Genomic DNA, 22279 nt, shown 5'->3' with positions numbered 1-22279 from the left:
ACGATGGCTTCAATACCAAAAATAAGCTTCCCGATACCTTCTAATGGACAAGGTAAGGTATTCGGAAATTCGGAAGAATTATTGAGTCTGCTGGATCGCGAGAGCACTGGTCTTTATCTTATTGGCAGCCAGGGAATGTGGCATGGCGGTATTCATATTACGGATGCCACTGCCCCGTGGTGCGCACTGACCGGAAGCAACCCTTCTGAGCTTGGCTATGTTAATCAGCCGTATGTCGGGGAACAGGCCGTAGGGTGTATGGCAGATGGCGAAATTGTTGCGTACCGCGTCTGTGAGGATTACGACTTCATTGCATGGCGCGGAGATAAGCTTTATTTCTCAACCTCATTTGTACTGGTTAGACATTACATTCAGCCAGGAGAAAATACGTCCGGCGGGCTGACATTCCATACGCTTTATATGAATCTGGCACCCGTCTCTGCTTACGGTCAGACAGATGCAAACCTCCGGGAGACAGCAAAAGGCCAGTCTTATTACACCTCCCCGGCGCAGGTGAATACGGGGACAGGGACGGGTTCGCTGCCTGCGGGAACTCAGGTGAAACTGAGTGACAAGGTAATGACCTCAACACATTCGGTGCACCATCACCGTCAGTTCTGTGAGGTGACGCTCGTCAATGATTCCGGCCCACTGTCGGCGGGTGAGAAAGTCTGGACAGTGTCAGACAGAGGCTGGTTAAAACCTCTTTCCGGCAAGGCTACACCTCCTTCCTGGTGGAAAAAATGTTCGCCAGCTTATCATGCAGGAACCGGTAATGAGCAGGGGTATAAAACCGGCACGGCACTGAAAGCCTACTTCAGCACGGAGGATGTCAGTACAGGAACAAAACGCTGCAAACTGCCGAAAGATTTTCCTGTCATGGTTGATCCTGGCAGCGCCTCATTTACCCGCTTAACTGATAATCGTATTTTCAGCCTTGTAATCCTGGACAGAGATAATGGGGAGCTGAAAAAAGGCGATCGGGTCTGGGTTGTTTCGGACAATGACAATCTGATAGCAGAAGGAGCCCGGTCACAGGGGGCGGCAAAATACGGCGAAGTCGTGGTCCCTGAAACGCCTGTGGCAATAAGTGCCGGAGACAGTATTGGTCATCTTGGCTTTTATGAATTGCCGGAAGAAAGTGGTAAACGCTCGCGTTATCAGGTGCACATTGAGTGCCTGAGCCCGGACAATAATCTCCCGGTCTTCCTGACCAACCCCGATAAAGCCGGGGAAGACAATCCTGCATACCTGAGCTATGCCGAAGGGGCCGCATTATTTATGCCGGATGCGTCGGGTAACATGGTGAGCACTGAGCGTAAGAGCCGTGCACCTGGCATATTGATCCGTTCAAGAGTCCCGGGCGTAGATGCTGATGGTAAGGCGCTGACGGATAATACCCAGGCAGCGTATTACCAGGTGAGGCCAGAAGGTGGCTGGATGGCTGCCAGCAGCGTGAAAAAAGTGGCGCAGTTTGACCTCGCTTCACTGGGGTTTGTTACTCTGGATAAAGCGCCAGAGAGCTTCGATCTGATAGACGGTATCCATCACCCTGATAACGTTGTAAAAGGGGTCCTTGAACAGCTTTATCAGGCTGCCCAAAATGAAACGGACAGTAGCCGGGCGATGAACCAGTATAATTACAGCCGCCTTCTGAAGCAGATCGACACCAATAATGACGGGCAATACTCGGAAGAAGAGTATCTGCAGGCAGTGCACAACCCGTCTTATCGTGATCATCTCTACCGTATTATTGTCAGGCACCCCAGCGAATGGTATTACGGAAAGGACGATGTCTACTGGAAAACATATCTGGATACGCTAACCGCCGATCCGTCAATGGCCATATGGAAAACCTATACGGAAAGCTTTATCGAGAAGATGAAGTGGATGAAACCGGTCTCCGGGATGGCAGGTGAGCTGTGGCATATGCATCCGATTGCGTTTTTATCCGCAATATCTCAGAATAAGAGTAAGGACATCATTTTTCCTTTGAAAGTTAAACCTAAAAATGATATCGAAGGTGTTTGGAATAGATATTACTGGGCTGCATCATTAAGTGACAACAATGCATCTCAGGCAATCTTTGGACGAAATCGTTCTGGTGGTACCAGAAAGCATGCTGCGAGAGACTTGTATACTAATCCTTATGAGGCTGTCGTAGCTGTTTGTGACGGAAAAGTGCTTGGTTCAGGTTTTTTCTATGATGCAACAAATGAGGTTACCATTCTCCATGAAACTGTTAATGGACGAAAGTTTATAGTCAGGTATGGCGAGTTAGATCCATCGAGCATTAAGGTAAGTGTTGGGCAGAATATTAGTAAAGGGGATGTCATTGGCAATACTGGTAAGCTTATCAGTACCAGAACTGGGTTGCCAACAGTGAAAGTTGATGGCACAGTGGTATATATGCTTCATTTTGAAGTATATACAGGTGATGTTGCGTATAATATCAGAGCACCTTTGACTGATAGATCTATCCTACCTTTTTTAAGGCGTAAAGATCTAATTGACCCAATTAGTATATTGAATGAAGGGTATGATAATATCTTCGGAGAAGGAACTCACCAGTCTGAACCATCTGAACGTATGGATATATCTCAGCTTCGTACATCTGAAGCAGGAAAGGTATTTATAAAGTCATGGGAAGCATTGCGCCTAAGTGCCTATAACGACACAGAGGGTAATTGCACAATCGGATATGGACATTTAATTGAGACTCAACGATGTGAAAATATATCCTTACCTACAGAGTTTGAACGAGGGATTACTGCGTCTGATGCTGATAGATATTTTTATTTGGATTTGATTAGGTTCGAAAATGGTGTAAAGAGAGATGTTGGCGTGAAATTGTTCCAATATGAATTCGATGCACTCGTTAGCTTGCTATTTAACTGTGGCGAGTTTTTCTTTGCTGCAAATGGGGCTCCAAACTTATTGAGGCTTGTTAACTCTGAAAAATATGAAGAAGCAGCTAATGAATTTTTAGATATCACTAATGGTGGTGACCCTGGCCTTGCAAAAAGGAGAGTGTCAGAGAATAATATGTTTTTGAATGGTATTTATGACTCAGCACATTGATTGTAAGGATTAGTGATGATTAAAGTTTTATTTGTTGTTTTTTTAAGTGCCTTCTCCATTGTTGCAGAGGCTCAATCAAACAATGCTATAAATTCTGTGTCACCGGAACAACAAAAAATAGAATGGAAGCATTATATTATATCGACCCCGATTGATCCAAATGGGGTTTATATAACAAAAGACTCTATAGATAATGTGTTCAGAGGAAAAGAAATTATAATTGACAATAAAAGTGTCATTATTAGAAATGTTTGCGAATTTGAATATAATAAGTTAGAAAAAAAACCTTTGAATTATTGGCATGGCCAAAAAACTGTTGAATTATATAAAGAGTTCTTTTCTAAATACAATTTAGATGTGAATGATGGGATTACTCTGTTTACTTCAAAGAATGGTGTATCTAGCTGTGACTATCCTTTTTCATATTTTATTAAAATTAATGATTCATTAGTAATGATTCTTAAAAACAGAGCTGTCATTTACACTCAAAATAATGCAGAGCATAAAGATACTAATATTAATTGTGTGCAGAAGCAGCAGACGATTGAACAGGTTTATGGCGATGGAACAATTGAAGAGTGTATGTATAAAAAAATGACATTGTTAGACGCTTATTCTAAATATAGGAATAGCCTGTCAGGAGAAGAAAGAAAAAATTTATCAGCTAGCTTGAATCTGAATCATGATTTTACTTCTCAATGTGATAATAATTGTGATGCCGTCTCTTATAAATGGAACAGTGCTAAAAAACTTATTGTCACCCAATCTTTTCCTGGGGGAGTGACGGAAATTTCTTTCAGCGAAGGTAGTAATGGATGTCTTGTCGTGACAAAAAATATTCCTGATTAATCCAGGTGTAGATAGCTGCAATAGAATGCATGAGATTTGGCTATGAGTGTCTTATTAATATCGTGAGGGGAGGCGGATGTATAATAGAGCGAATCTGACTTTCTTATTGGTATCATTGCTATCAGGTATGGCACACTCAGATGACGATACAAAAGGAACTCAATGGGTGTTTGATAAGGTATCAGGAAATGATCTTTTTGGTAAGCATGATACCGATGTCATAAAACATCTTAATATGATCTACAGTAAGTCTATTTTGAGCATTGAGGATAAGAAGTTAATAATAACTAATGATTTCTTAGAAAACAAAAGCGTATGTTCAACTGATTATGTCAAGCTGAAGAAAAGTGCGATTTCATATTTTATGTCGACTAAGACATTGAATCTTTATAGCGCATTGTTCAAACATGAAAACCTTCAACTTCCGGAGAATGTTTATGAATTCACATCATTGTTTCCAGGCAAAGAGTGTCCAGCACCTTATGATGAAATCGTAAAGGCAGGGAATAACCTGTTTGTTACCGAACAGAACTATGTTTTGTTTTATAAGCATAGTGATGTAATTACACCTCAAAATAATGATTCACATTCAAAGAGTGATTGGAGGGAATATTGCCATAATGAAAACCCTAATCGACAATTTGATGGTACATCTAAGGAAGGTGCGAATAAGCAGGTCATTTCTTCCCAAGCTGACTCGCTGATTAAAATTTCGCGGATCTGGGCCGATTTTTTTCCCGCAAACACATCGAATCAGCCTATTTAGGCTATTTTTTCCACCATTTCTGGCGTTATTTCCGGTTTTTACTGAGATCTCTCCCACTGACGTATCATTTGGTCCACCCGAAACAGGTTGGCCAGGGTGAATAACATCGCCAGTTGGTTATCGTTTTTCAGCAGCCCCTTGTATCTGGCTTTCACGAAGCCGAACTGCCGCTTGATGATGCGAAACGGGTGCTCCACCCTGGCACGGATGCTGGCTTTCATGTATTCGATGTTGATGGCCGTTTTGTTCTTGCGCGGATGCTGCTTCAAGGTTTTTACCTTGCCGGGACGCTCGGCGATCAGCCAGTCCACATCCACCTCGGCCAGCTCCTCGCGCTGTGGCGCTCCCTGGTAGCCGGCATCGGCTGAGACAAATTGCTCCTCTCCATGAAGCAGATTACCCAGCTGATTGAGGTCATGCTCGTTGGCCGCGGTGGTGACCAGGCTGTGGGTCAGGCCACTCTTGGCATCGACACCAATGTGGGCCTTCATGCCAAAGTGCCACTGATTGCCTTTCTTGGTCTGATGCATCTCCGGATCGCGTTGCTGCTCTTTGTTCTTGGTAGAGTTGGGTGCCTCAATGATGGTGGCATCCACCAAAGTGCCTTGGGTCATCATGACGCCTGCTTCGGCCAGCCAGCGATTGATGGTCTTGAACAATTGACGGGCCAGTTGATGCTGCTCGAGCAGGTGGCGGAAATTCATGATGGTGGTGCGATCCGGCAGGGCGCTATCCAGGGATAATCGGGCAAACAGGCGCATGGAGGCGATTTCGTACAGGGCATCTTCCATGGCACCGTCGCTCAGGTTGTACCAATGCTGCATGCAGTGAATACGCAGCATGGTCTCCAGCGGATAGGGCCGTCGGCCATTGCCCGCCTTGGGATAAAACGGCTCGATGACAGCGGTCATATTCTGCCATGGCAGAATCTGCTCCATGCGGGAGAGGAAAATCTCTTTTCGGGTCTGACGGCGCTTAGTGCTGAATTCACTATCGGCGAAGGTGAGTTGATGGCTCATGATGTCCCTCTGGGATGCGCTCCGGATGAATATGATGATCTCATATCAGGAACTTGTTCGCACCTTCCCTAAGTATACTTGTAAGTTTAATAACTTAGATGTCAGTTCCGCTTATCAGATGTTTATTGGGTTTAATAAAGCCGTATCCGATAATTTAAAAAATAATCTATCCTCCAGCAATGATAGCTATAAAATCAACGGTGGTTCTGTTGTCTATAAATGGATTAATAAAAACAAGCTAAGTATATCAGTTGTAATGGATTCCGAAACCACTAACTACTCTTTCGATAAAATCAGCACAGGAACTAAGTTAGATGTAGTAGTCGATACACAGTATTGATGATGCCTATGATGCTGTTATTAGGAATAACGGCTTTGACTATCCATAGGCTTCGAGTGATTGGATGGGTTCTGTATAAATGTAGCAAGTAGTATAAATAGGAAATAGGTGTTTTGTTAATTTTACTAATTGGTGATAATCAATGGTCGTAAAAATTTAACTATAAATAATTATGTGGATATTATCAGTAATGCGTTTCAGGTGAAAATTATCCGGTTATAAAGGTATCGCGCTACCCTGCACCTAATGATATCCATTATTATAATGGCGGTGATTAATGAATATCCATAAAAGCTACTCTATAGCTATAGCGTCAATTTTTTTGTCAGTTGCAGTGCATGCGAGAAATGTCATTATTGCCAATGAAGTTAAAAATAATGACGGAAGTGTGTGGGTCGTAGAAAAAAACAATGATGGTTACAATGTAAAATATACTAATGCCCAAGGTAAAGAATATGATAACAATACAATTATTACATCCGACATAGAAGGAAGTAATTTGTTTCTGGATGCAGTGTCTACCGATGCGGTGTCTTTATTAATGGACTATCCTAAGGATGCGTACATCTTCAAATTTTCATCTGGAGAAATCCCACGTTTACTTTCGGCTTGTAAAAGGATTACCTTGCCTTCTGCTGAACAACAGCAAGTTGTAGCTGTATTAACGCTCTGTTCTAAACAGAGCGTTACAGAAAAGGTGACCTTATCTAACGCGGATGCTGATAAGTTGCTTGCATCTGATAATTTAACTCTTGATGGTAGTGTTAAAACGTTAATCGGAAATGATAAGGCATTTTTATACGATGAAAATAAAAAACAAAAGCGAAATAAGCCCTATTTGATAAAAGGGGATGTTGTAGAAATACTTGATTACGAAAGCTCAATGTTAAAGATTAAATATAAGTCAAAAGCAAAAATTATTACCGCGTGGATTAATTTTGTGGATATATTGTAGTTGTCAATTCTTTGCGAAAGATTATGCTTTTAATGTATGGGTAGTTAGTTAAGCTGATAAGTTGGTGAAGGAGTTTGCCGATGTTTAAGTAATGGGTTAAAGCGCCTTGACTGGATAAAACAGTGAGTTAATGACCTTTATTTCTTAAATAAAATCACAGATGCAATTTAGGGATATATAGCTATGTTAGCAATCGTTCGTATTGGTGATAAAACCACCCATGGTGGCGCAGTGTTAACAGGATCTGGGACGATGAAGTTTGGTGGGATTGGGGTTGCTCGTAAAGGGGATAAGGTTTCATGCCCAAAAGAGGGGCATGGGCCGACGACAATCATTGAGGGCAATCCAAACTATCTTGATCAGGGGGTTCCTGTTGCGTTCCATGGCCATAAATGTGGATGTGGCTGTACGCTGATCAGCTCATTTCCGGCGGGTAAGGTAGCATAAATATGCCGGTGTTTCTGGATGAAGTCCCTGCGGTAGTCCCTAAAGTCCATCGCCCTGATACACGAAAATGGTCAGGATTATTTGTATTTCTGCTGGTTGTTGGCTGTCTGCTGTCATTTTTATTTTGGACCGGCACGAAAGAGGGGCTTGTTTTCTGGTTTACCGCGCTGGGTGTTCCTTTCTGTTTGTGGGGGATCTTTTTTGGCCTGCGTCGCATTGCATACAAAACAGATCAGGTCTGGGCTGAGTCCTGGAATGCTAATCGCAATGCGCTATGGAATGAAGAGATTTTGCGGGGGCAACGTTCTGCATGGCTTATTGCTTCAGGTGTTATAACGCAGTCAGGAAGCAGAACAGATAAGATACTTTCTGCAATACAATCCTCTTCTCCAATTATTCAAGTACAAAAAACAAGAGAAGGGGCTCAGGTCCGACACTCGAAATTGTCGGGATTTGAAGAGCTGCAATCAACTAAGTTCAGCGAAGCCATAAAAACACTTATTACACAAATTGAGCCTGTACTCGCAAAAATCCCATCAGACATTATTTGTCTACTGATAGCTGACTTTAATACCCCGGGGATCCCTGATGCATTGCAAATCGCTTCAGAGATTATTCAGTCAGAGACCGGGCGTTCTTTCGTTTTACTCGAGGGCAATGGGTTTGAAGCGCTCGACAACTGGCTCGATAATGCCTGGCGCAAACCATCACTGGTTTTGTCGCTCAGCGCGGAGATTCGTCAAGCCCCCGGAGAAGGTGAAGGCGAGGCAATAACGTTAGCATTAATGTTGAACCGAAAGCATCCTGGCATTCCTGAGGCCGTGCAATTACGCAGGCCTGAAAAATACAAAAATGATTCTCTGACAAAAACACTCTCACGGGCACTGATCTGGAGCCAATTATCACCTGAAGAGGTTAAGGGAAGTTGGGGGACTGGATTGAATTTCTCGCAGGGGGGAGAGTGGCATTCTGCGTGTGAAGAAAACAAATTATCTCTCAATATGGCTGAAGAACATAAAAACATAGACGATTTCATCGGTTATTGCGGTGTTTCTGCTCCCTGGCTTGCGGTGACCATATCCTCACTTGTTGCCCGCTCAGGAGCGGCACAAATAATCGCTGTAGAAACTGATACAAATGACATCTGGATTGCCGGTGTTACACCCGGAGATAACACAGGGATACGACAGGACACATTGTGAAAGTAAAAACACTTATTGGGAGCATCGTACTCACCCTTATTTTTTTCATCGCCATTTTTGTGTATCTGTTCATGGCCTGGCCAGAAAAAATGGTGCACTGGACTGGGATCGGTCCGCTCGATAGCACCCAGTTACTGATATGGAGCCTGGTTTCAATCCTCATGATTGGACTTATTGGTTGGGTGGTTGAACGATTGTTTGAGCGTGCAGGAAAAACAGGTGTCAGGGCGGCTTTTGAGGAAAATAAGAGAAAGTCTGCCGAGTGTCAGATGCCTTTGATTCTCCAGGATCCAAGTGGGAAAGGTTTTTTCAATAGTGCAGAGCTCATCGATCACCTCCGCCTGCGCTACGGCCGCCGCTGGAAATTCAAAGTCCGCTTAGTGTTGGTGCAGGGCACAGATGATCATATCGAGAAAGTGGTACCGGGCCTTAAGCGTGACCACTGGCAGGAAAACAACGGCATTGTCCTGATCCATGCGGGCCAGGCAAAAGCCACGCCCGAACCTGAATTTGTTGATGTGCTGTATGAGATTCGTCCTCAGCGCCCGGTGGACGGTATTGTGCAGGTGATGGATTGTGCCCAGCTTCCGGATGCTGCCGCGCTAGATACGCTCGTTCGCAGCCGCCAGAAAGGGGATTCGCTGTTTGGCTGGCAGGCTCCGGTCTGGCTGTGGTTTATCCGTGAAGAAGCCTGGAGCCAGGAAGGCGAGGGCGTTCCGGCGACTGGCTCATTGTTCGGACCGGGGGCTGCACCGGATGCGGCGGTTGAATCACTGACCACGCTTTCTTCCCGTTTACGCGATGCGGGCATGCCCGTGCTGCTGAGTGATACCCGACACGACTGGCTGCTACAACTCTCCGATCAGCTGAGCGGGCCTCTCAAACAGCAGTTAACGCCGCTGCTGACCAGCCTGATGACAGGCCCGGCACCTTATCGTCTGCGTGGGGTGATGTTCAGCCCTGCTCAGGTGGCGACTCCCACGCTGCCGAATGCACGCTTAAGTCCGCCTGCATGGCAGGCGCTGGAAGATGATTGTCTCCATGTTCATGCCCGTAAAATCGGCTTCCACTGGCCGCGAGTTCTGCGATTGGTGTTGCTGGCGCTGGTTCTGCTGTGGGGCGCGGGAACGCTGCTTTCACTGGTGGTTAATCGGGCGCAGATTTATCAGGCGCAGGAAACGGCGCGTGTTGCTGCCGATACCCGCCAGCCGCTGACAGAACGTCTGCGCAACCAGCTGGTTCTGCAACAGGCCATCGCCCGTTTGCAGGATCGGGAAGCCCACGGCGCGCCATGGTACACAACGTTTGGCCTGAATCAGGACCGTGAAACGTTGAATTCACTCTGGCCCCTGTATGCCCGCAATAATCAGGGGCTGATGCGTGATGCGTTGGCCGATGAGCTCCACCGCCAGCTGGACGCCTTCGTGCAACTGCCTCCTGCCAGTGATGCGCGTACTGCCGCCACCCAAAAAACCTATAACCTGCTCAAGGGCTACCTGATGCTGGCGCGCCCCGATAAAGCGGATGGTCCCTGGCTGGCTGCAAACATGCTGAAAGCCTGGCCGACGCGTGCGGGCGTAACCGACAGCGCCTGGCAAACCCAGGCTCCAAAACTGCTTGGCTTCTATGCTCAGAATCTGCCGTCTCATCCCGAGTGGGCAATCAAACCGGATGCCGAACTGGTGGGGACCGTGCGACAGATTTTGCTTAAGCAGATTGGCCAACGTAATGCGGAGTCTGGTTTGTATCAGGAAATGCTGCAGCGCATCGCCCGTAACTGGCCGGATTTAACCCTGGCAGATATGACCGGTGATACCAATGCCTCAACGCTGTTCAGTAGCGAAGAAGTGGTGCCGGGGATGTTCACCCGCCAGGCGTGGGAAGAGCAGGTTGAAACTGCTATTGATGAAGTGGTGAAAACCCGCCGCGCAGAAATCGACTGGGTGCTAACGGATAAGACTCATCAGGCTGGTAGCGATATCTCGCCGGAAGCGCTGAAGCAGCGCCTGACCGAGCGTTACTTTACTGATTTCGGTAATGCCTGGTTGAACCTGGCGAACAGTATTCAGTGGCACGAGGCGGAATCGCTGTCTGAAGCGATTGCCCAGCTCAACCTGCTGGCGGATGTGCGTCAGTCACCGCTGGTGGCGCTGATGAACACGCTGGCCTGGCAGGGGCAGACGGGAGCCAAGGGTGAAGCACTGGCGGATTCAATTGTCGATTCGGCGAAGAAGCTGGTGGGCCGTAAAAAGAACGCACAGCAGTTTATTGAACAGGCTCAGGGGCCAAAAGGTCCGCTGGACGGTGTGTTTGGCCCGCTCAATGGCCTGATGGTCGGGAAAGACGGCACGGGCAGTAACGGCAACCTGAGCTTTCAGTCCTGGCTGGCGCGTGTGACGCAGGTGCGCCTCAAGCTGCAACAGGTGACCAGTGCGCCGGATCCGCAGGCGATGGCTCAGATGCTGGCCCAGACCGTGTTCCAGGGTAAAGCGATTGACCTGACCGACACCCGCGATTACGGCAGCCTGGTGGCAGCAAGCCTTGGACAAGAGTGGAACGGTTTTGGCCAGGCACTGTTTGTGCAGCCTCTTGAGCTGGCCTGGCGTCAAGTGCTGGCCCCGGCGGCAGGCAGTCTCAATGCCCGCTGGCAGAGCACTATCGTCTCGCAGTGGAATACGGCATTTGCCGGGCGCTATCCGTTTAAGGCTACGGGAAGTGATGCTTCACTTCCTCTTTTGGCGCAGTTCCTGCGTGGTGATTCCGGGCGTATCGCGGCATTCCTCAAAACGAACCTTGGCGGGATCCTGCATCAGGAAGGCAGCCACTGGGTGGTCGATCCTTCCGCAAGTCAGGGGGTGACCGTCAACCCAGCATTCCTGGCGGCGATCAACCAACTGGCGGATATCTCCGATATTGTCTTTGCGCAGGGTGATGCAGGCGTGCATTTTGAACTGATGGCGCGTCCTTCACGAGATGTTGCACGTATCCAACTGGCGCTGGACGGGCAGAATCTGGATTACTTCAACCAGATGGAAAGCTGGCAGAGCTTCACCTGGCCAGGGAATACCTATTATCCGGGCGTCGACCTGAGCTGGCGCAGCAATACCGCAGGAATGCGTCTGTACGAACACAACCAGGGTAACTGGGGCTTTATCCGTCTGCTGGATAAAGCGCTGATCACCCCGCTCGACAGCAGCCGAACCCAGCTGGTATGGATCACACAGGACGGCAATCCGCTGAAATTTATTATGCGTAGCGAGCTGGGCGATGGCCCGCTGGCGCTGCTGAAGCTACAGGGGTTCAGCCTGCCGGCATCGATTTTCTCGGTCAGCGCCGATGCTGTGAATAACACCTTTGCATCCACGGAGGGGGAATAAGATGGCAACTGCAAAAGCACTGCTGGCACTGTGCGTGCCTGATGACGCGCAGCAGTCCGCGCTGCTCGCCCGTCAACAGGGCAGCCTGACACAATGGGATAACTGGCTTAAGCCGTTAACGGACGGCGATGGGGCAGGGGAAGACCCAGCCTATGACGACGATTTCCAGCTAATGCGCGAGGAAATCAACAAGCTCTCTGGAACGGATTCAGAAAAACTGAATCAGCTGGCTGAAAAGATCCTCTGTTATACCGCCCGGGATTTAAGGGTTGTCACCTGGTATATCTTCGCCCGTCTGCAGTTGGAGGGGGAATCAGGGTTATGTGAAGGGCTACAGCTGCTGGCTGCAGTGCTGAGCCGCTACGGTGAGAATTGTCATCCGCGTCGCCCGAATGCACGCAAGTCTGCGCTGGAGTGGCTGAATAGCACGAAGATACAGGACACGCTTTCTCTTTGGCCAGATGCTACCCGCGAACAGACCTCACAGACGGCAGCGGTTCTCTGCCTGCTGGAAACGCTGCTGGAACGCTGGCCGGAGAGCGATCGTCCTTCTCTCGACGGTTTATCCCGTGCGCTGGAAATCCGTCTGGCAGGCTCCGGTGGGCTGGATGGCTTAACGCCACAGGGCACCGGTACGGCAGAAAGTACACCTGTTTCAACCGTCAGGTCGTCAGCCCCGGATATTGTTGTGAAGTCAGAAGGTGAATTTTTCAGCCAGTCAAAGGTGCTCTCCCGCTGGCTGGCCAATCAGCAGGACGGCTGGCTGGCGTCGCACCGGCTGATGAAAGCGGTTCGCTGGGATACGGTGGGTCAGATCCCGGCGCTGGATGCCAGCGGCCGCACGCGTCTTTCACCGCCAAAACCGGATTACCGCGCGCAGCTTAAAAGATTGTATCTACAGCAGAGTTGGACGGAGCTGGTGGAGCAGGCGAGTACGATGTTCTGTGAAGGCGGCAACCGTTTCTGGCTCGATTTGCAGTGGTACCTTTGGCAGGGGCTGACCCGCGCCGGACAGCCCTGGGATGGCTGGGCGGATTACATCCTCAGCGACCTGAAGCTGCTGCTGGGCCGCCTGCATGGCCTTGAGCAGCTCTCGTGGAGCGACGGCACGCCGTTTGCCGATGAAGTGACGCTGACCTGGATTGCCGAAAAAGTGAATGACGACATGCCGGGATTTGGTAATGAACCTGCCGCGTTTGCCGGAGGAGAGCAAACGGATGACATTCTCGCGCTGGAAGCGGAGGCGATGGAAAAGGGTGACAGCGATGGCCCGGAGGCGGCGCTTGGCTGGCTTCAGAGTCGTCCGGGTATGGAGTCCTCCCGCAACCGCTGGTTACTGCGTCTGCTCATGGCCCGCGTTGCAGAGCAGTTCGGGCGCAATGAAATAGCGCTCCATCTGCTTGGCGAACTCACCAGCAGCGCACCACAACTGACGCTCAATGACTGGGAACCTGCGTTGCTGTTTGAAGTGCAGGCCCGCCGCCTGAAATTACTTCGCCTCAAAGCAGGCCGCAGCGAAAGCGACAAAACCCGCCTCGCCCCTGAAATGGACGAGCTGTTGGCTGGCCTGATTGCCATTGACCCCGCCCGGGCAATGGTGCTGTGTGGCTGATAAGGCCACATCTGATTTCCACTTTTTTTGACTACCACGATACTCAGGAAACCCGTGCATGGATGATTTAACCCTGCGCTATTACGAAGCAGAGATGCGCTATCTGCGCGAAGCCGGTAAAGAATTTGCCCGCGCCCACCCCGATCGTGCTGCCATGCTCAATCTGGATAAAACCGGTGCCCGCGACCCGTACGTCGAGCGCCTGTTTGAAGGGTTTGCCTTCCTGATGGGGCGTCTGCGCGAAAAGCTCGACGATGACTTGCCGGAACTGACCGAAGGGCTGGTCAGCCTGCTCTGGCCACACTATATGCGCACCATTCCGTCACTCTCCGTAGTGGTCTTCGACCCGGAATGGCAACAGCTGAAGCAGGCCGAAGTGCTGCCTGAAGGTTTTTCGGTACTGTCGCGTCCGGTCGGGCCGGACAAAACCGTTTGTCAGTACCGCACCACTCGCGACATCACCCTGCAACCCATTCATCTGGCTGATGCGCGTTTGCAGACAGAGCCTGACGGGCGCGCGGCGATTCGTCTGCGTTTTGAATGCAGCAGCAAAGTGGATTGGGCGAAAAGTGGCATTGATAAAGTCGCCCTTTATCTTGATGCCGAAAGCCCGGTAGCGTCGGCCCTGCATCTGGCGCTGACTCGCCGGGTGCACGCAATGTATGTCCGCCATGCGGCAACCCGCACTGAACGCATCTGCTTTGATGGCTGGTGCAAGCCGATGGGCTTTGAAGACAATGAGCGTCTGTGGCCGAAAGGCGACTCGGCATTCAGCGGCTATCAGCTGCTGCTGGAGTATTTCAGCTTTCGACAGAAGTTTATGTTCGTGGATCTACGTGGGCTGGAGATGACCGGGCTGAATCGGGACACCACCTGGTTTGAAATCGACATCGTGCTCAACGGCGGCTGGCAATCCGATATGCCGTTCGAAACTGAAAACTTCCGCCTGCACTGCTCACCGGTGATAAATCTTTTCACACTGGAAGCGGATCCGCTGACCATCGACCCGCTGGAAAACGAATACCTGCTGCGCCCGATGCGCGTGCAGGACGGGCACACTGAAATCTACAGCGTCGATAACATTCACGGCGCGGTGAAAAACGGTAAGCATCCGTATGTACCGTTCACCAGCTTCCGTCATCGCGGCGGCATGATGCGTCACGATGCGCCGGAACGTTACTTCCACACGCGAGTGAAGCGCGGCCCGTCTGGTCTGTACGACACCTGGCTGATTCTCGGTGGGCGTTCGTTTGAAATTGAACAACTGGCAGATAAGCCAGAATCACTCTCCATGCGCATCACCGGCACCAACGGGCAGATGCCCCGTAAGGCGCTGGAAAGTACGCTGCTCGACCGGGTCGTGAAAGCAGGGAAGATTCCGGTAAAGGTTCTGAACCTGATTGCGCCAAGCCTGCCGCTCTATCCGCCCGCGAATGACCGTTTCCACTGGCGGGTGATGAGCCATCTGGGCTCGAGTTTCTTAAGCATGATGGATAACCCGGAAGTGCTGCGCGGTACGCTGGCGCTGTACGACTGGACCGACGACGAGATGAACCGCCGCCGCCTGGAAGCCATCGTGGCGGTGAAACACACGCTGGTACGCCGCTTTGAGCGTGGCTACATGCTGCGCGGTGTGGAGATTGAAGTCACCCTTAATGCCGACAACTTTGCCGGAGAGGGCGATGTGAATCTCTTTGGCGAAATGCTGCATCGCTTCTTTGCGCTGTATGCCGATGTACACCTCTTCAATCAGCTTACGCTGGTACTGCAACCGACAGGGAAACGACTGAGATGGACAGAGAATCACAGCCAGCACGTACCGGGCTGACAGAGCTGCTTGGCAAGGATATCTGGCGGGTTAACTTTTACCGTTACTGCCAGTTGCTGGAACAGGAAAATCCTGACGCACCCCTGCTGGGTACCGCTGAAAAACCAACCGCCGATCCGGTGCGCTTCCGTCCCTGGCCGGGGATGGGTTTTCCGGCCAGTGAACTGCGAACCGTTGAAACCGACGAAGACCACCCGGAACTGCCGCCCACGGTGCGCACCACGTTCCTCGGGATGTATGGCGTAGATTCACCCCTGCCGACGGCGTATCTGGACGACATTGCCCAGCGCCGCGAGGGGTATGAAGCGACCACGGCGTTTCTAGATATCTTCAGCCACCGAATTACCACTCAGTATTACCGTATCTGGCGTAAATACGCTTACCCGGCGACGTTTGAAATGGGGGGGACCGACGACACCTCACGATGCCTGTTAGGGCTGGTGGGCCTCGGGATCCCCGGCACGGCGGAACACGTTGCCACACCCGTTTCTCGCTTTCTGGCCTTGCTCGGTGCGATGCGCCTGCCGACCCGTAACGCCGAGGGCATTCGACAGCTCGTAGGGCTACTGGCCCCGGAGACTACCGCGACCATCATCAGCCCGGATCCGGTGAAAGTGCAGGTGGCACAGCGCAGCGGCCTGGGGAAAGGAAACCGGATAGCCCTGTCACAGCGCGCCACGCTTGGCAAAACCGGGAAAGAAGCCTGTAGTCGGATCCTGTTGATACTTTCGACCAATAATCCTGAAGAGGCCGAAGGCTGGCTGCCCGGTGGTCAACTGCATACAGATTTGCTGGTGCTGCTGCGTGTGTATCTCGGCTACCGCTCGGATGTACGCCTGCGTTTGACGGTTCCGGTGAGTGTGTTACCTGATCCTCGTCTTGGGCAAAAACGCCGTATTCAACTGGGCCGTACCGGCATTCTGGGGCTAAAAGGCGGAGCTCTCAGTACTGGCCGCAGCCACCTTACCGTCAGCCTGGGCTGCTATGAAGGGCTGGACTGCAAACCGCTACTTCCTGCCCAGGACGGCGGTTACCGCTTTGATTAATTCTGCTGTTTATTCTGAAAGGAACCTCTGAATGACATCCGTTCCCCTGCGACAGATTGCTCTGCTCGCGCTCTGCGGTTTGCTGGCCGGTTGCGGCCTGACCCAGACAGTTTCCGATGGTGCGGTCAGCATGACCAAAGCCATATTCTACAAAAAGATTAAGGTGCTTCATCTCGACTTTGAACCGCGCTCTGCCGCCAATGCTGATGAAGCGCAGACGCCGCTGTCGACCATGGTACGCGTCTATCAGCTTAAAGACCGTCAGAAGGTGGATGCCACCGATTACCAGAAGCTGTTGCGTGATGCCGACACCGTGCTGAAAGAAGACATCGTGGCGAGTAAATCCCTGCTGGTGATGCCTAAAGGCAGCGTGATGCTCAATATGCCGATGGATGAAGAGGCGCAGTACGTCGCGGTTATTGGATTGTTCAACCGCCCGGATATGAAAAATAATACCTGGCGGCTGGTGTTAAGCCGCGACGATCTTGACCCGGACAAGCCACGCAACATCGAGCTTGGCAATGGCTTCCTGACGCTGGTGCCTGTTAAGGAGTGACAACAATGGCGATGGATAACTGGCTGGCGCTGTTCGACGGACAGACCCGCTACACGCTGGAGATAAACGACAGCCGGGTCAAACCGGATGTGCTGAACTTCCACGGACGCGAAGCGCTGAGCGCCCCGTCTGAATGGCGCATTGCGTTCACCTCGCTGCAAAGCGATGTGGCAGCAGAAGATGTACTGCTGAAGTACGCCACGCTGCGCATGCTCAGCGGACGGGAAGTGCACGGCGTGATTACGGGCTTTGAGTGGCTGGGTACGACCGACGACCAGACGCACTACAGCGTGACGATATCTTCACGCCTGGCACTGCTCTCGCATACCCGCCGCTGTGCGGTGTACCAGAACCTCTCCGTGCCGGAGCTGGTGGAGCAGGTGCTGCGTGCGCACGGTCTGGAAGGGGCGGACTTTGAGTTTCGCCTGGAGAAGAGCTATCCGCAGCGCGAGCTCATAACCCAGTGGCGGGAAACCGACCTGCAGTTTATCCAGCGCATTCTTTCTGAAGTCGGCATCTGGTTCCGTACCGGCGTCAACGATGTCACCGGGTTGGATACGGTGACCTTTGCCGACAGCCAGCAGTTCTGCCAGTTTGGTGAACATCTGCCTTATCAGGAGCCGTCCGCGCTGTATGACGGTGCCGCCGAATCCGTATGGGGGCTGCGCACCTGGCACAACACCGTGACCGGGCTGGTCCGCACCCGCGATTACAACTACCGCACGGCGACCACGCCGATGGACTCCGCCGTCACCGTCCGGAACAACGCCACGACGACTGGGGAACATTACCGCTATGCGACACCGTTCCTGGAAGCCGGTGATGACGGTACCTCTGAGCCAGAAGTCGAAAGCGGGGCGTTTTACGCGCGTATCCACCATGAGCGCGAGCTGAATAAATCGGTCCGGTTGCACCTGTTCAGCAACGCCGCCGGGCTGATGCCGGGCATGGTGCTGGAAGCCGACGACAACAATCTGAACGACCTGAAAGAAGGTGTGCTGATAACCCTCACCACATACAGCGCTGCGCGTGACAGCCGCCTGCATGTATCGGTGTGGGGCATGCCCTACAGCGAACAGTTCTGCTTCCGTCCGGTGGAAAAACCGCGTCCGAAGATGAACGGCACGCTCACGGCACGTGTTGAGAGCCGCGAGAAGAATGACACCTACGCCCATCTTGATAATCAGGGCCGCTACCGGGTGAAAATGGACTTCAGCCGGGAAGATGCCGGGCCGGGTTATCACTATCTGTGGATACGCCAGGCGAAACCGTACGCTGGTGATACTTACGGCTGGCACACGCCGCTGACTGACGGCACGGAAGTGGGCATCGCCTACGACGACGGTGATATCGACCGCCCGTATATCGCCCATGCGTTCCACGATTCAGAACACCAGGACATCGTCACCCGCGACAACCGCAGCCAGAACATTCTGCGCACGGCGGCAGATAACGAACTACGAATGGAAGACCAGCGCGGGCAGGAGCATATCGCGCTGACCACGCCTTACGGCGCCACGCAGCTTAATCAGGGCCATATCGTTGATGAGCAGAACAAACAGCGGGGCGCAGGCTTTGAGCTGCGCACCGATGAACACGGTGTTATCCGCGTGGCAAAAGGCCTGTTTATCACCGCCGACGGACAGCAGAAAGCTGCTGGCGAAGTGCTGGACATGGACGCGGCGCTGAAAGAAATCGACATCTGCCAGCAGCAGCTGAAAGCCCTGGCCGCAGCAGCAGCCCAGGCGCAGGCACTGGAAGCCGATATCGCGAGTCAGAAAGCGATGTTCGACCAGCGCCTGAAACCGCTGAATGAAATGATCCACTTCCACGGTCCGCAGGGTGTGGCCTTCACCAGCGGCGAACATACGCAGATGACCGCCAGCCAGAACGTGGCCATCAACGCCGGGGGAGACATCAGCAGCGGCTCAATGGGAAATACTGCGATTCTTGCCGGGGAAGGCGTCGGCCTGTTTGCAAGAACAGGCTCGCTGACCCTGAACGCCAGCGAAGGCCCGGTGCAGATACAGGCGCAGAACGGTGCGATGCACATCTCCGCAGAGCAGAAGCTGAGCCTGATATCGGCGAGCGACATGCTGTTTGCAGGTAAGAAGAAGGTGACGCTGATTGGTGGCGGCAGCTACCTGAAAATCGAAGGCGGAAAGATAGAGTACGGCACGGACACGACGTATACGCGCAAGATTAAGCGGACGACGACGACGGGGCCTGCGGTTGTAGATCCCGAGATGCCATGGCTTGCTGACCCGGTGAAAAATAAAACCGATGCACTGCTGCAATATCTTTATCACGACGATGCGCCAGTAGTCGGTGCACCGTTTACCGCCACTCTGGCAGATGGATCGGTACGAAAAGGGAATCTGGACGGTGCAGGATATCTGCACCTGGAAGACGTACCTGATGGTCCGTTACATGTTGAGTTTGGTCCGGATATTCGCGGATATCAACGAAAAGACAGCACCGATAACCACCAGTTTGTCGGCACATCCCTGAATGAGTCCGATATTAATGCCCTGATAGCAAAACACAGCGGAGGTGAGGTATGAGTTCAGGTCTGGCGTGGTTTAAGGAAACCAGTCTGGAAACTGGGCAATGGATTTGGGGTACCCTTCAGGGTTCTTTTAACGAAAAGCAAAGTATCAGTCAGATCCTTGTAGATGCCGTGATTGGGATGATTCCGCTGGTTGGTGATGTGACCGCGGTACGTGATTTAATTGCCGTCTCGATTGGCCTGGCGAAAGATTCTCGAAAACGGGAAAGCACCATGGAATGGGTGTTCCTGGTAATTTTAATATTTGCGCTGATCCCGGTGATTGGCGGCGTTATCAAAGGCGTTGGCCGACTGGTGTTGATGGTTGGCAAAGACGTGGCGAAGAATCGCGAAATTCTTGAACAAATTATTAAATTTTTGAACCGTGTGGGGGAAGGTGATGCGGTTAAATGGCTGGCTAAATTGAATGTGCTGAAATATCAGCCAGAGCTTATTGAGAAGATGACCGGTTTTTGCCAGACGGTCATCACGGCGATTAATCAAATACTGGAAGCGCGGGTTGGTCGATTGCTGCCGGACAGATGGAAGAAGGATTTGGTTGCGGTGCGGGATGGATTTGTGGTTCTGAAATCGCTGGCTGCAAAAATGATCCCGGGTGCGCTGAGAGAGCTGGATGCAAAACTGCGTGTAGTTCAGGGAATGGTCTATAAAGGACAAATTCATACAGTAGCCAGTGCATCAGGTCGAGCGACTGTCGCCCGTGAAGCGGAAGCCTATTTGCTGGAGCGGGAAGTGTACCGGGCAGCAAAACCGGGGAGTCTTTATCCCAGTAATAGCGCTGAAGTAGTACAAGCCGATAAACTTCGGGCAAAATATTCTAAACCAGGCTATCCGGATTTATTTGCAACTGAAGTCGAAAGCGCTGTGTTTGGTGGAAAAATGGCATATGCAAATATTGCGTCTTTCAGTGGCAAAATTACTCCCATGAATGCAGAAGAACTTGCCGGAAAAACGCTTTACCGGGTCTTTGGCAAAGCGAAAGGTGTTGCCGGAGAAACCTCTTCGGGGGGCAGGGTGCCAGGATTTTGGGGGTATGGGAACATTCCGGAATCAGCGGAGGACTGGCGTAAAAAGGCAGCGGTTTTGGATGAGTGGAATGCCAATGGATTTATTGTGATCGCACATTTACCACAAGATTTGACGTCAAAAATGCCTGATGTGAAAGCTTGGCACGGTACGATCGCTGAACAGTTTGGCGTTAAATTAGCAAATCAATATCTTGAAGGTGGTGGTGAGCAGTTGATAGTCAATCTGGGTGATTTGGCTGCGCAGATTCATATAATCGGCGAAGAAGTCAAAGCTAGCGGGCAGGCAGTGACCCGAGAAATTAATGGGGTTAAACTGGATTTTCATCCGACAGGCTGGAAAGATGTTAATGGAAAATACGGCTTTGGTGACCCTGAAAAATTCACCCCCCCTCTCGTTGAGACGCGTCAACTATCCGACAGTGAACTGCAAAGCAAAACTGGACGGCGCGCATTGACTGGGGCAGCCCGTATCGAGCACCAGACCTCTCAAAATGAACAGGATTAATGTGAATGACTTATTCAATGAATGATGATGACACTCGCCGGAAGGTTCTCTGGATGCTCAAAAGGCTTAGTAGCTATAGCCTCTGGAAGAGAAAAAGAGATGCCTGGGCTATATTTGCCGATGCTTATGAAAACGCGGTAAAAACCTGGCCAGAAAGTGATCCTGACGCATTAAACCCGGACAATCTGGTCTATATATACCAGGCTTTGAGGTTGTATGACCAGGGACTTGAAGAGTTAAAGGTTGGTCATCGACATGTCTGGAGAACACAAGGGGACTTAAATCAACTTCATAGACCTGTTAATTTGGTGAGGTCATTTTTCTTCAGCCCATGTCATGAACGCTGGGATCAAATATGGGCTTATCCTCCTAAGGTTGAGGAAATTAACAAACTAAGATTGAAAGAAGAATATGCCGGCGCACGTTTCGTATGGGAGTCATCAAATATGGATGCACAGATCTCAAATGCCGGGTTTTTATTTAGTAATGCCTTTTATGAAAAAGAATTTTATTCATTGCCTCGACCTATTTTCCCCAATACACTTCCTCCAGTCCCTGACGAACGGAAAAAAATAATTAAAACAGGTGATATGGTTCCGTGCGATGGCATATGGGAACCGGGGTATTTAAGTTTTGATTATAAATGGAAGGTGATCCCTGTTGGTGTGCGGGAGTTTACTAACAAAGGGTGCTTTAACTATCTTCTCAGCGGAAGCAAGGCCCCCTTAATCGATGATATAGATAGTGCTGAAATCAAATCAATCAAGGTTGAATGGCGTCTCATTTGGGAAGATACCCGCTATTGTGATGGCATCATTCCTGACGAATCAGAATATTTCCTCGAAGAAGATCCGGGAAAACGCATTACCTGCAAGAGCGGTGAAGCGTGCCCTCATAGTGGCCGTTGGGCAACGCTGGCTGGCGGGCAGCAGCAGTTTGCTCAGGTGGCGGCAGGCTCCGTCATGCCGCAGGCTGCACAGTATCAACGAGAATTATGGAGTCCTGCTATTTTGATCCCGGCTACATGGACTCTTCTGAGCCGCGATGACGGTGGAAGCGTGTTTAAACCGATAAACAGTGACGACGAATAGTGGCTTCT

The 22279-nt window shown here is 50.8% G+C and carries 16 protein-coding genes; 14 read left to right on the top strand and 2 right to left on the bottom strand.

The genetic code is table 11. The features are described from left to right. The first annotated feature begins 3 nt into the window (after positions 1 to 3). Positions 4 to 3081, top strand: a complete 3078-nt coding sequence (locus ACLHV9_RS20840; RefSeq protein WP_407221046.1) for a glycoside hydrolase family protein — start codon at positions 4 to 6, stop codon at positions 3079 to 3081. Between the two features lie 15 nt (positions 3082 to 3096). Then, on the top strand, positions 3097 to 3930 hold the full coding sequence (locus ACLHV9_RS20835) for a hypothetical protein (RefSeq protein ID WP_108090448.1): 834 nt from the start codon (positions 3097 to 3099) through the stop codon (positions 3928 to 3930). Between the two features lie 589 nt (positions 3931 to 4519). On the opposite strand, the gene ACLHV9_RS20830 is transcribed toward ACLHV9_RS20835, so the two are convergent. After that, positions 4520 to 4753, bottom strand: coding sequence for a hypothetical protein (locus ACLHV9_RS20830; RefSeq protein ID WP_407221045.1), 234 nt, complete (start codon positions 4751 to 4753; stop codon positions 4520 to 4522). Then, positions 4735 to 5715 (bottom strand): IS5-like element ISKpn26 family transposase, encoded by a 981-nt coding sequence (locus tag ACLHV9_RS20825; RefSeq protein ID WP_407220155.1) that lies wholly within the window; start codon positions 5713 to 5715, stop codon positions 4735 to 4737. The genes ACLHV9_RS20830 and ACLHV9_RS20825 overlap by 19 nt, the downstream gene beginning before the upstream one ends. On the opposite strand from ACLHV9_RS20825, the gene ACLHV9_RS20820 reads away from it, so the two are divergent. The 12 genes from ACLHV9_RS20820 to ACLHV9_RS20765 all read left to right on the top strand — a co-directional run bounded on the left by ACLHV9_RS20820 (position 5714) and on the right by ACLHV9_RS20765 (position 22271). Beyond that, a complete protein-coding gene (locus tag ACLHV9_RS20820; protein ID WP_407221044.1) occupies positions 5714 to 6055 on the top strand; it encodes a hypothetical protein in 342 nt (113 codons plus the stop codon). The two genes, ACLHV9_RS20825 and ACLHV9_RS20820, sit on opposite strands and share 2 nt — an antisense overlap. Before the next feature lie 277 nt (positions 6056 to 6332). After that, a complete protein-coding gene (locus tag ACLHV9_RS20815; RefSeq protein ID WP_108090446.1) occupies positions 6333 to 7010 on the top strand; it encodes a hypothetical protein in 678 nt (225 codons plus the stop codon). Between the two features lie 183 nt (positions 7011 to 7193). Next, positions 7194 to 7457, top strand: a complete 264-nt coding sequence (locus ACLHV9_RS20810) for a PAAR domain-containing protein (protein WP_032667052.1) — start codon at positions 7194 to 7196, stop codon at positions 7455 to 7457. Between the two features lie 2 nt (positions 7458 to 7459). Continuing rightward, on the top strand, positions 7460 to 8659 hold the full coding sequence (locus ACLHV9_RS20805; protein ID WP_108090445.1) for a hypothetical protein: 1200 nt from the start codon (positions 7460 to 7462) through the stop codon (positions 8657 to 8659). Next, positions 8656 to 12036 carry an ImcF-related family protein gene (locus tag ACLHV9_RS20800; RefSeq protein WP_108090444.1) on the top strand — a complete coding sequence of 1127 codons (3381 nt, stop codon included), beginning with the start codon at positions 8656 to 8658 and terminating at the stop codon, positions 12034 to 12036. The genes ACLHV9_RS20805 and ACLHV9_RS20800 overlap by 4 nt, the downstream gene beginning before the upstream one ends. 1 nt (position 12037) lies before the next feature. After that, positions 12038 to 13648 (top strand): type VI secretion system protein TssA, encoded by a 1611-nt coding sequence (tssA, locus tag ACLHV9_RS20795; RefSeq protein WP_407221043.1) that lies wholly within the window; start codon positions 12038 to 12040, stop codon positions 13646 to 13648. A 58-nt stretch (positions 13649 to 13706) separates the two neighbouring features. Further along, positions 13707 to 15476: a type VI secretion system baseplate subunit TssF gene (gene tssF / locus ACLHV9_RS20790; RefSeq protein WP_407221042.1), complete on the top strand. Its 1770-nt coding sequence runs from the start codon at positions 13707 to 13709 to the stop codon at positions 15474 to 15476. Beyond that, complete coding sequence (tssG, locus tag ACLHV9_RS20785; protein ID WP_407221041.1) at positions 15440 to 16522, top strand: type VI secretion system baseplate subunit TssG; 1083 nt, start codon at positions 15440 to 15442, stop codon at positions 16520 to 16522. The genes tssF and tssG overlap by 37 nt, the downstream gene beginning before the upstream one ends. Positions 16523 to 16553: 31 nt before the next feature. After that, positions 16554 to 17078, top strand: a complete 525-nt coding sequence (gene tssJ, locus ACLHV9_RS20780) for a type VI secretion system lipoprotein TssJ (protein WP_108090440.1) — start codon at positions 16554 to 16556, stop codon at positions 17076 to 17078. An 11-nt stretch (positions 17079 to 17089) separates the two neighbouring features. Beyond that, positions 17090 to 19642 (top strand): type VI secretion system Vgr family protein, encoded by a 2553-nt coding sequence (locus ACLHV9_RS20775; protein WP_176691081.1) that lies wholly within the window; start codon positions 17090 to 17092, stop codon positions 19640 to 19642. After that, positions 19639 to 21180 carry a hypothetical protein gene (locus ACLHV9_RS20770; protein WP_407221040.1) on the top strand — a complete coding sequence of 514 codons (1542 nt, stop codon included), beginning with the start codon at positions 19639 to 19641 and terminating at the stop codon, positions 21178 to 21180. Before ACLHV9_RS20775 ends, ACLHV9_RS20770 begins: the two co-directional genes overlap by 4 nt. Before the next feature lie 5 nt (positions 21181 to 21185). After that, a complete protein-coding gene (locus ACLHV9_RS20765; protein ID WP_108090437.1) occupies positions 21186 to 22271 on the top strand; it encodes an Imm72 family immunity protein in 1086 nt (361 codons plus the stop codon). Positions 22272 to 22279 lie beyond the last annotated feature (8 nt).

Source organism: Enterobacter sp. CPE_E890, assembly GCF_046521475.1.
Taxonomy (GTDB): domain Bacteria; phylum Pseudomonadota; class Gammaproteobacteria; order Enterobacterales; family Enterobacteriaceae; genus Enterobacter; species Enterobacter adelaidei.
The sequence above is the reverse complement of the archived record's forward strand: the minus strand, read 5'-3'. Positions and strand labels throughout refer to the sequence as shown.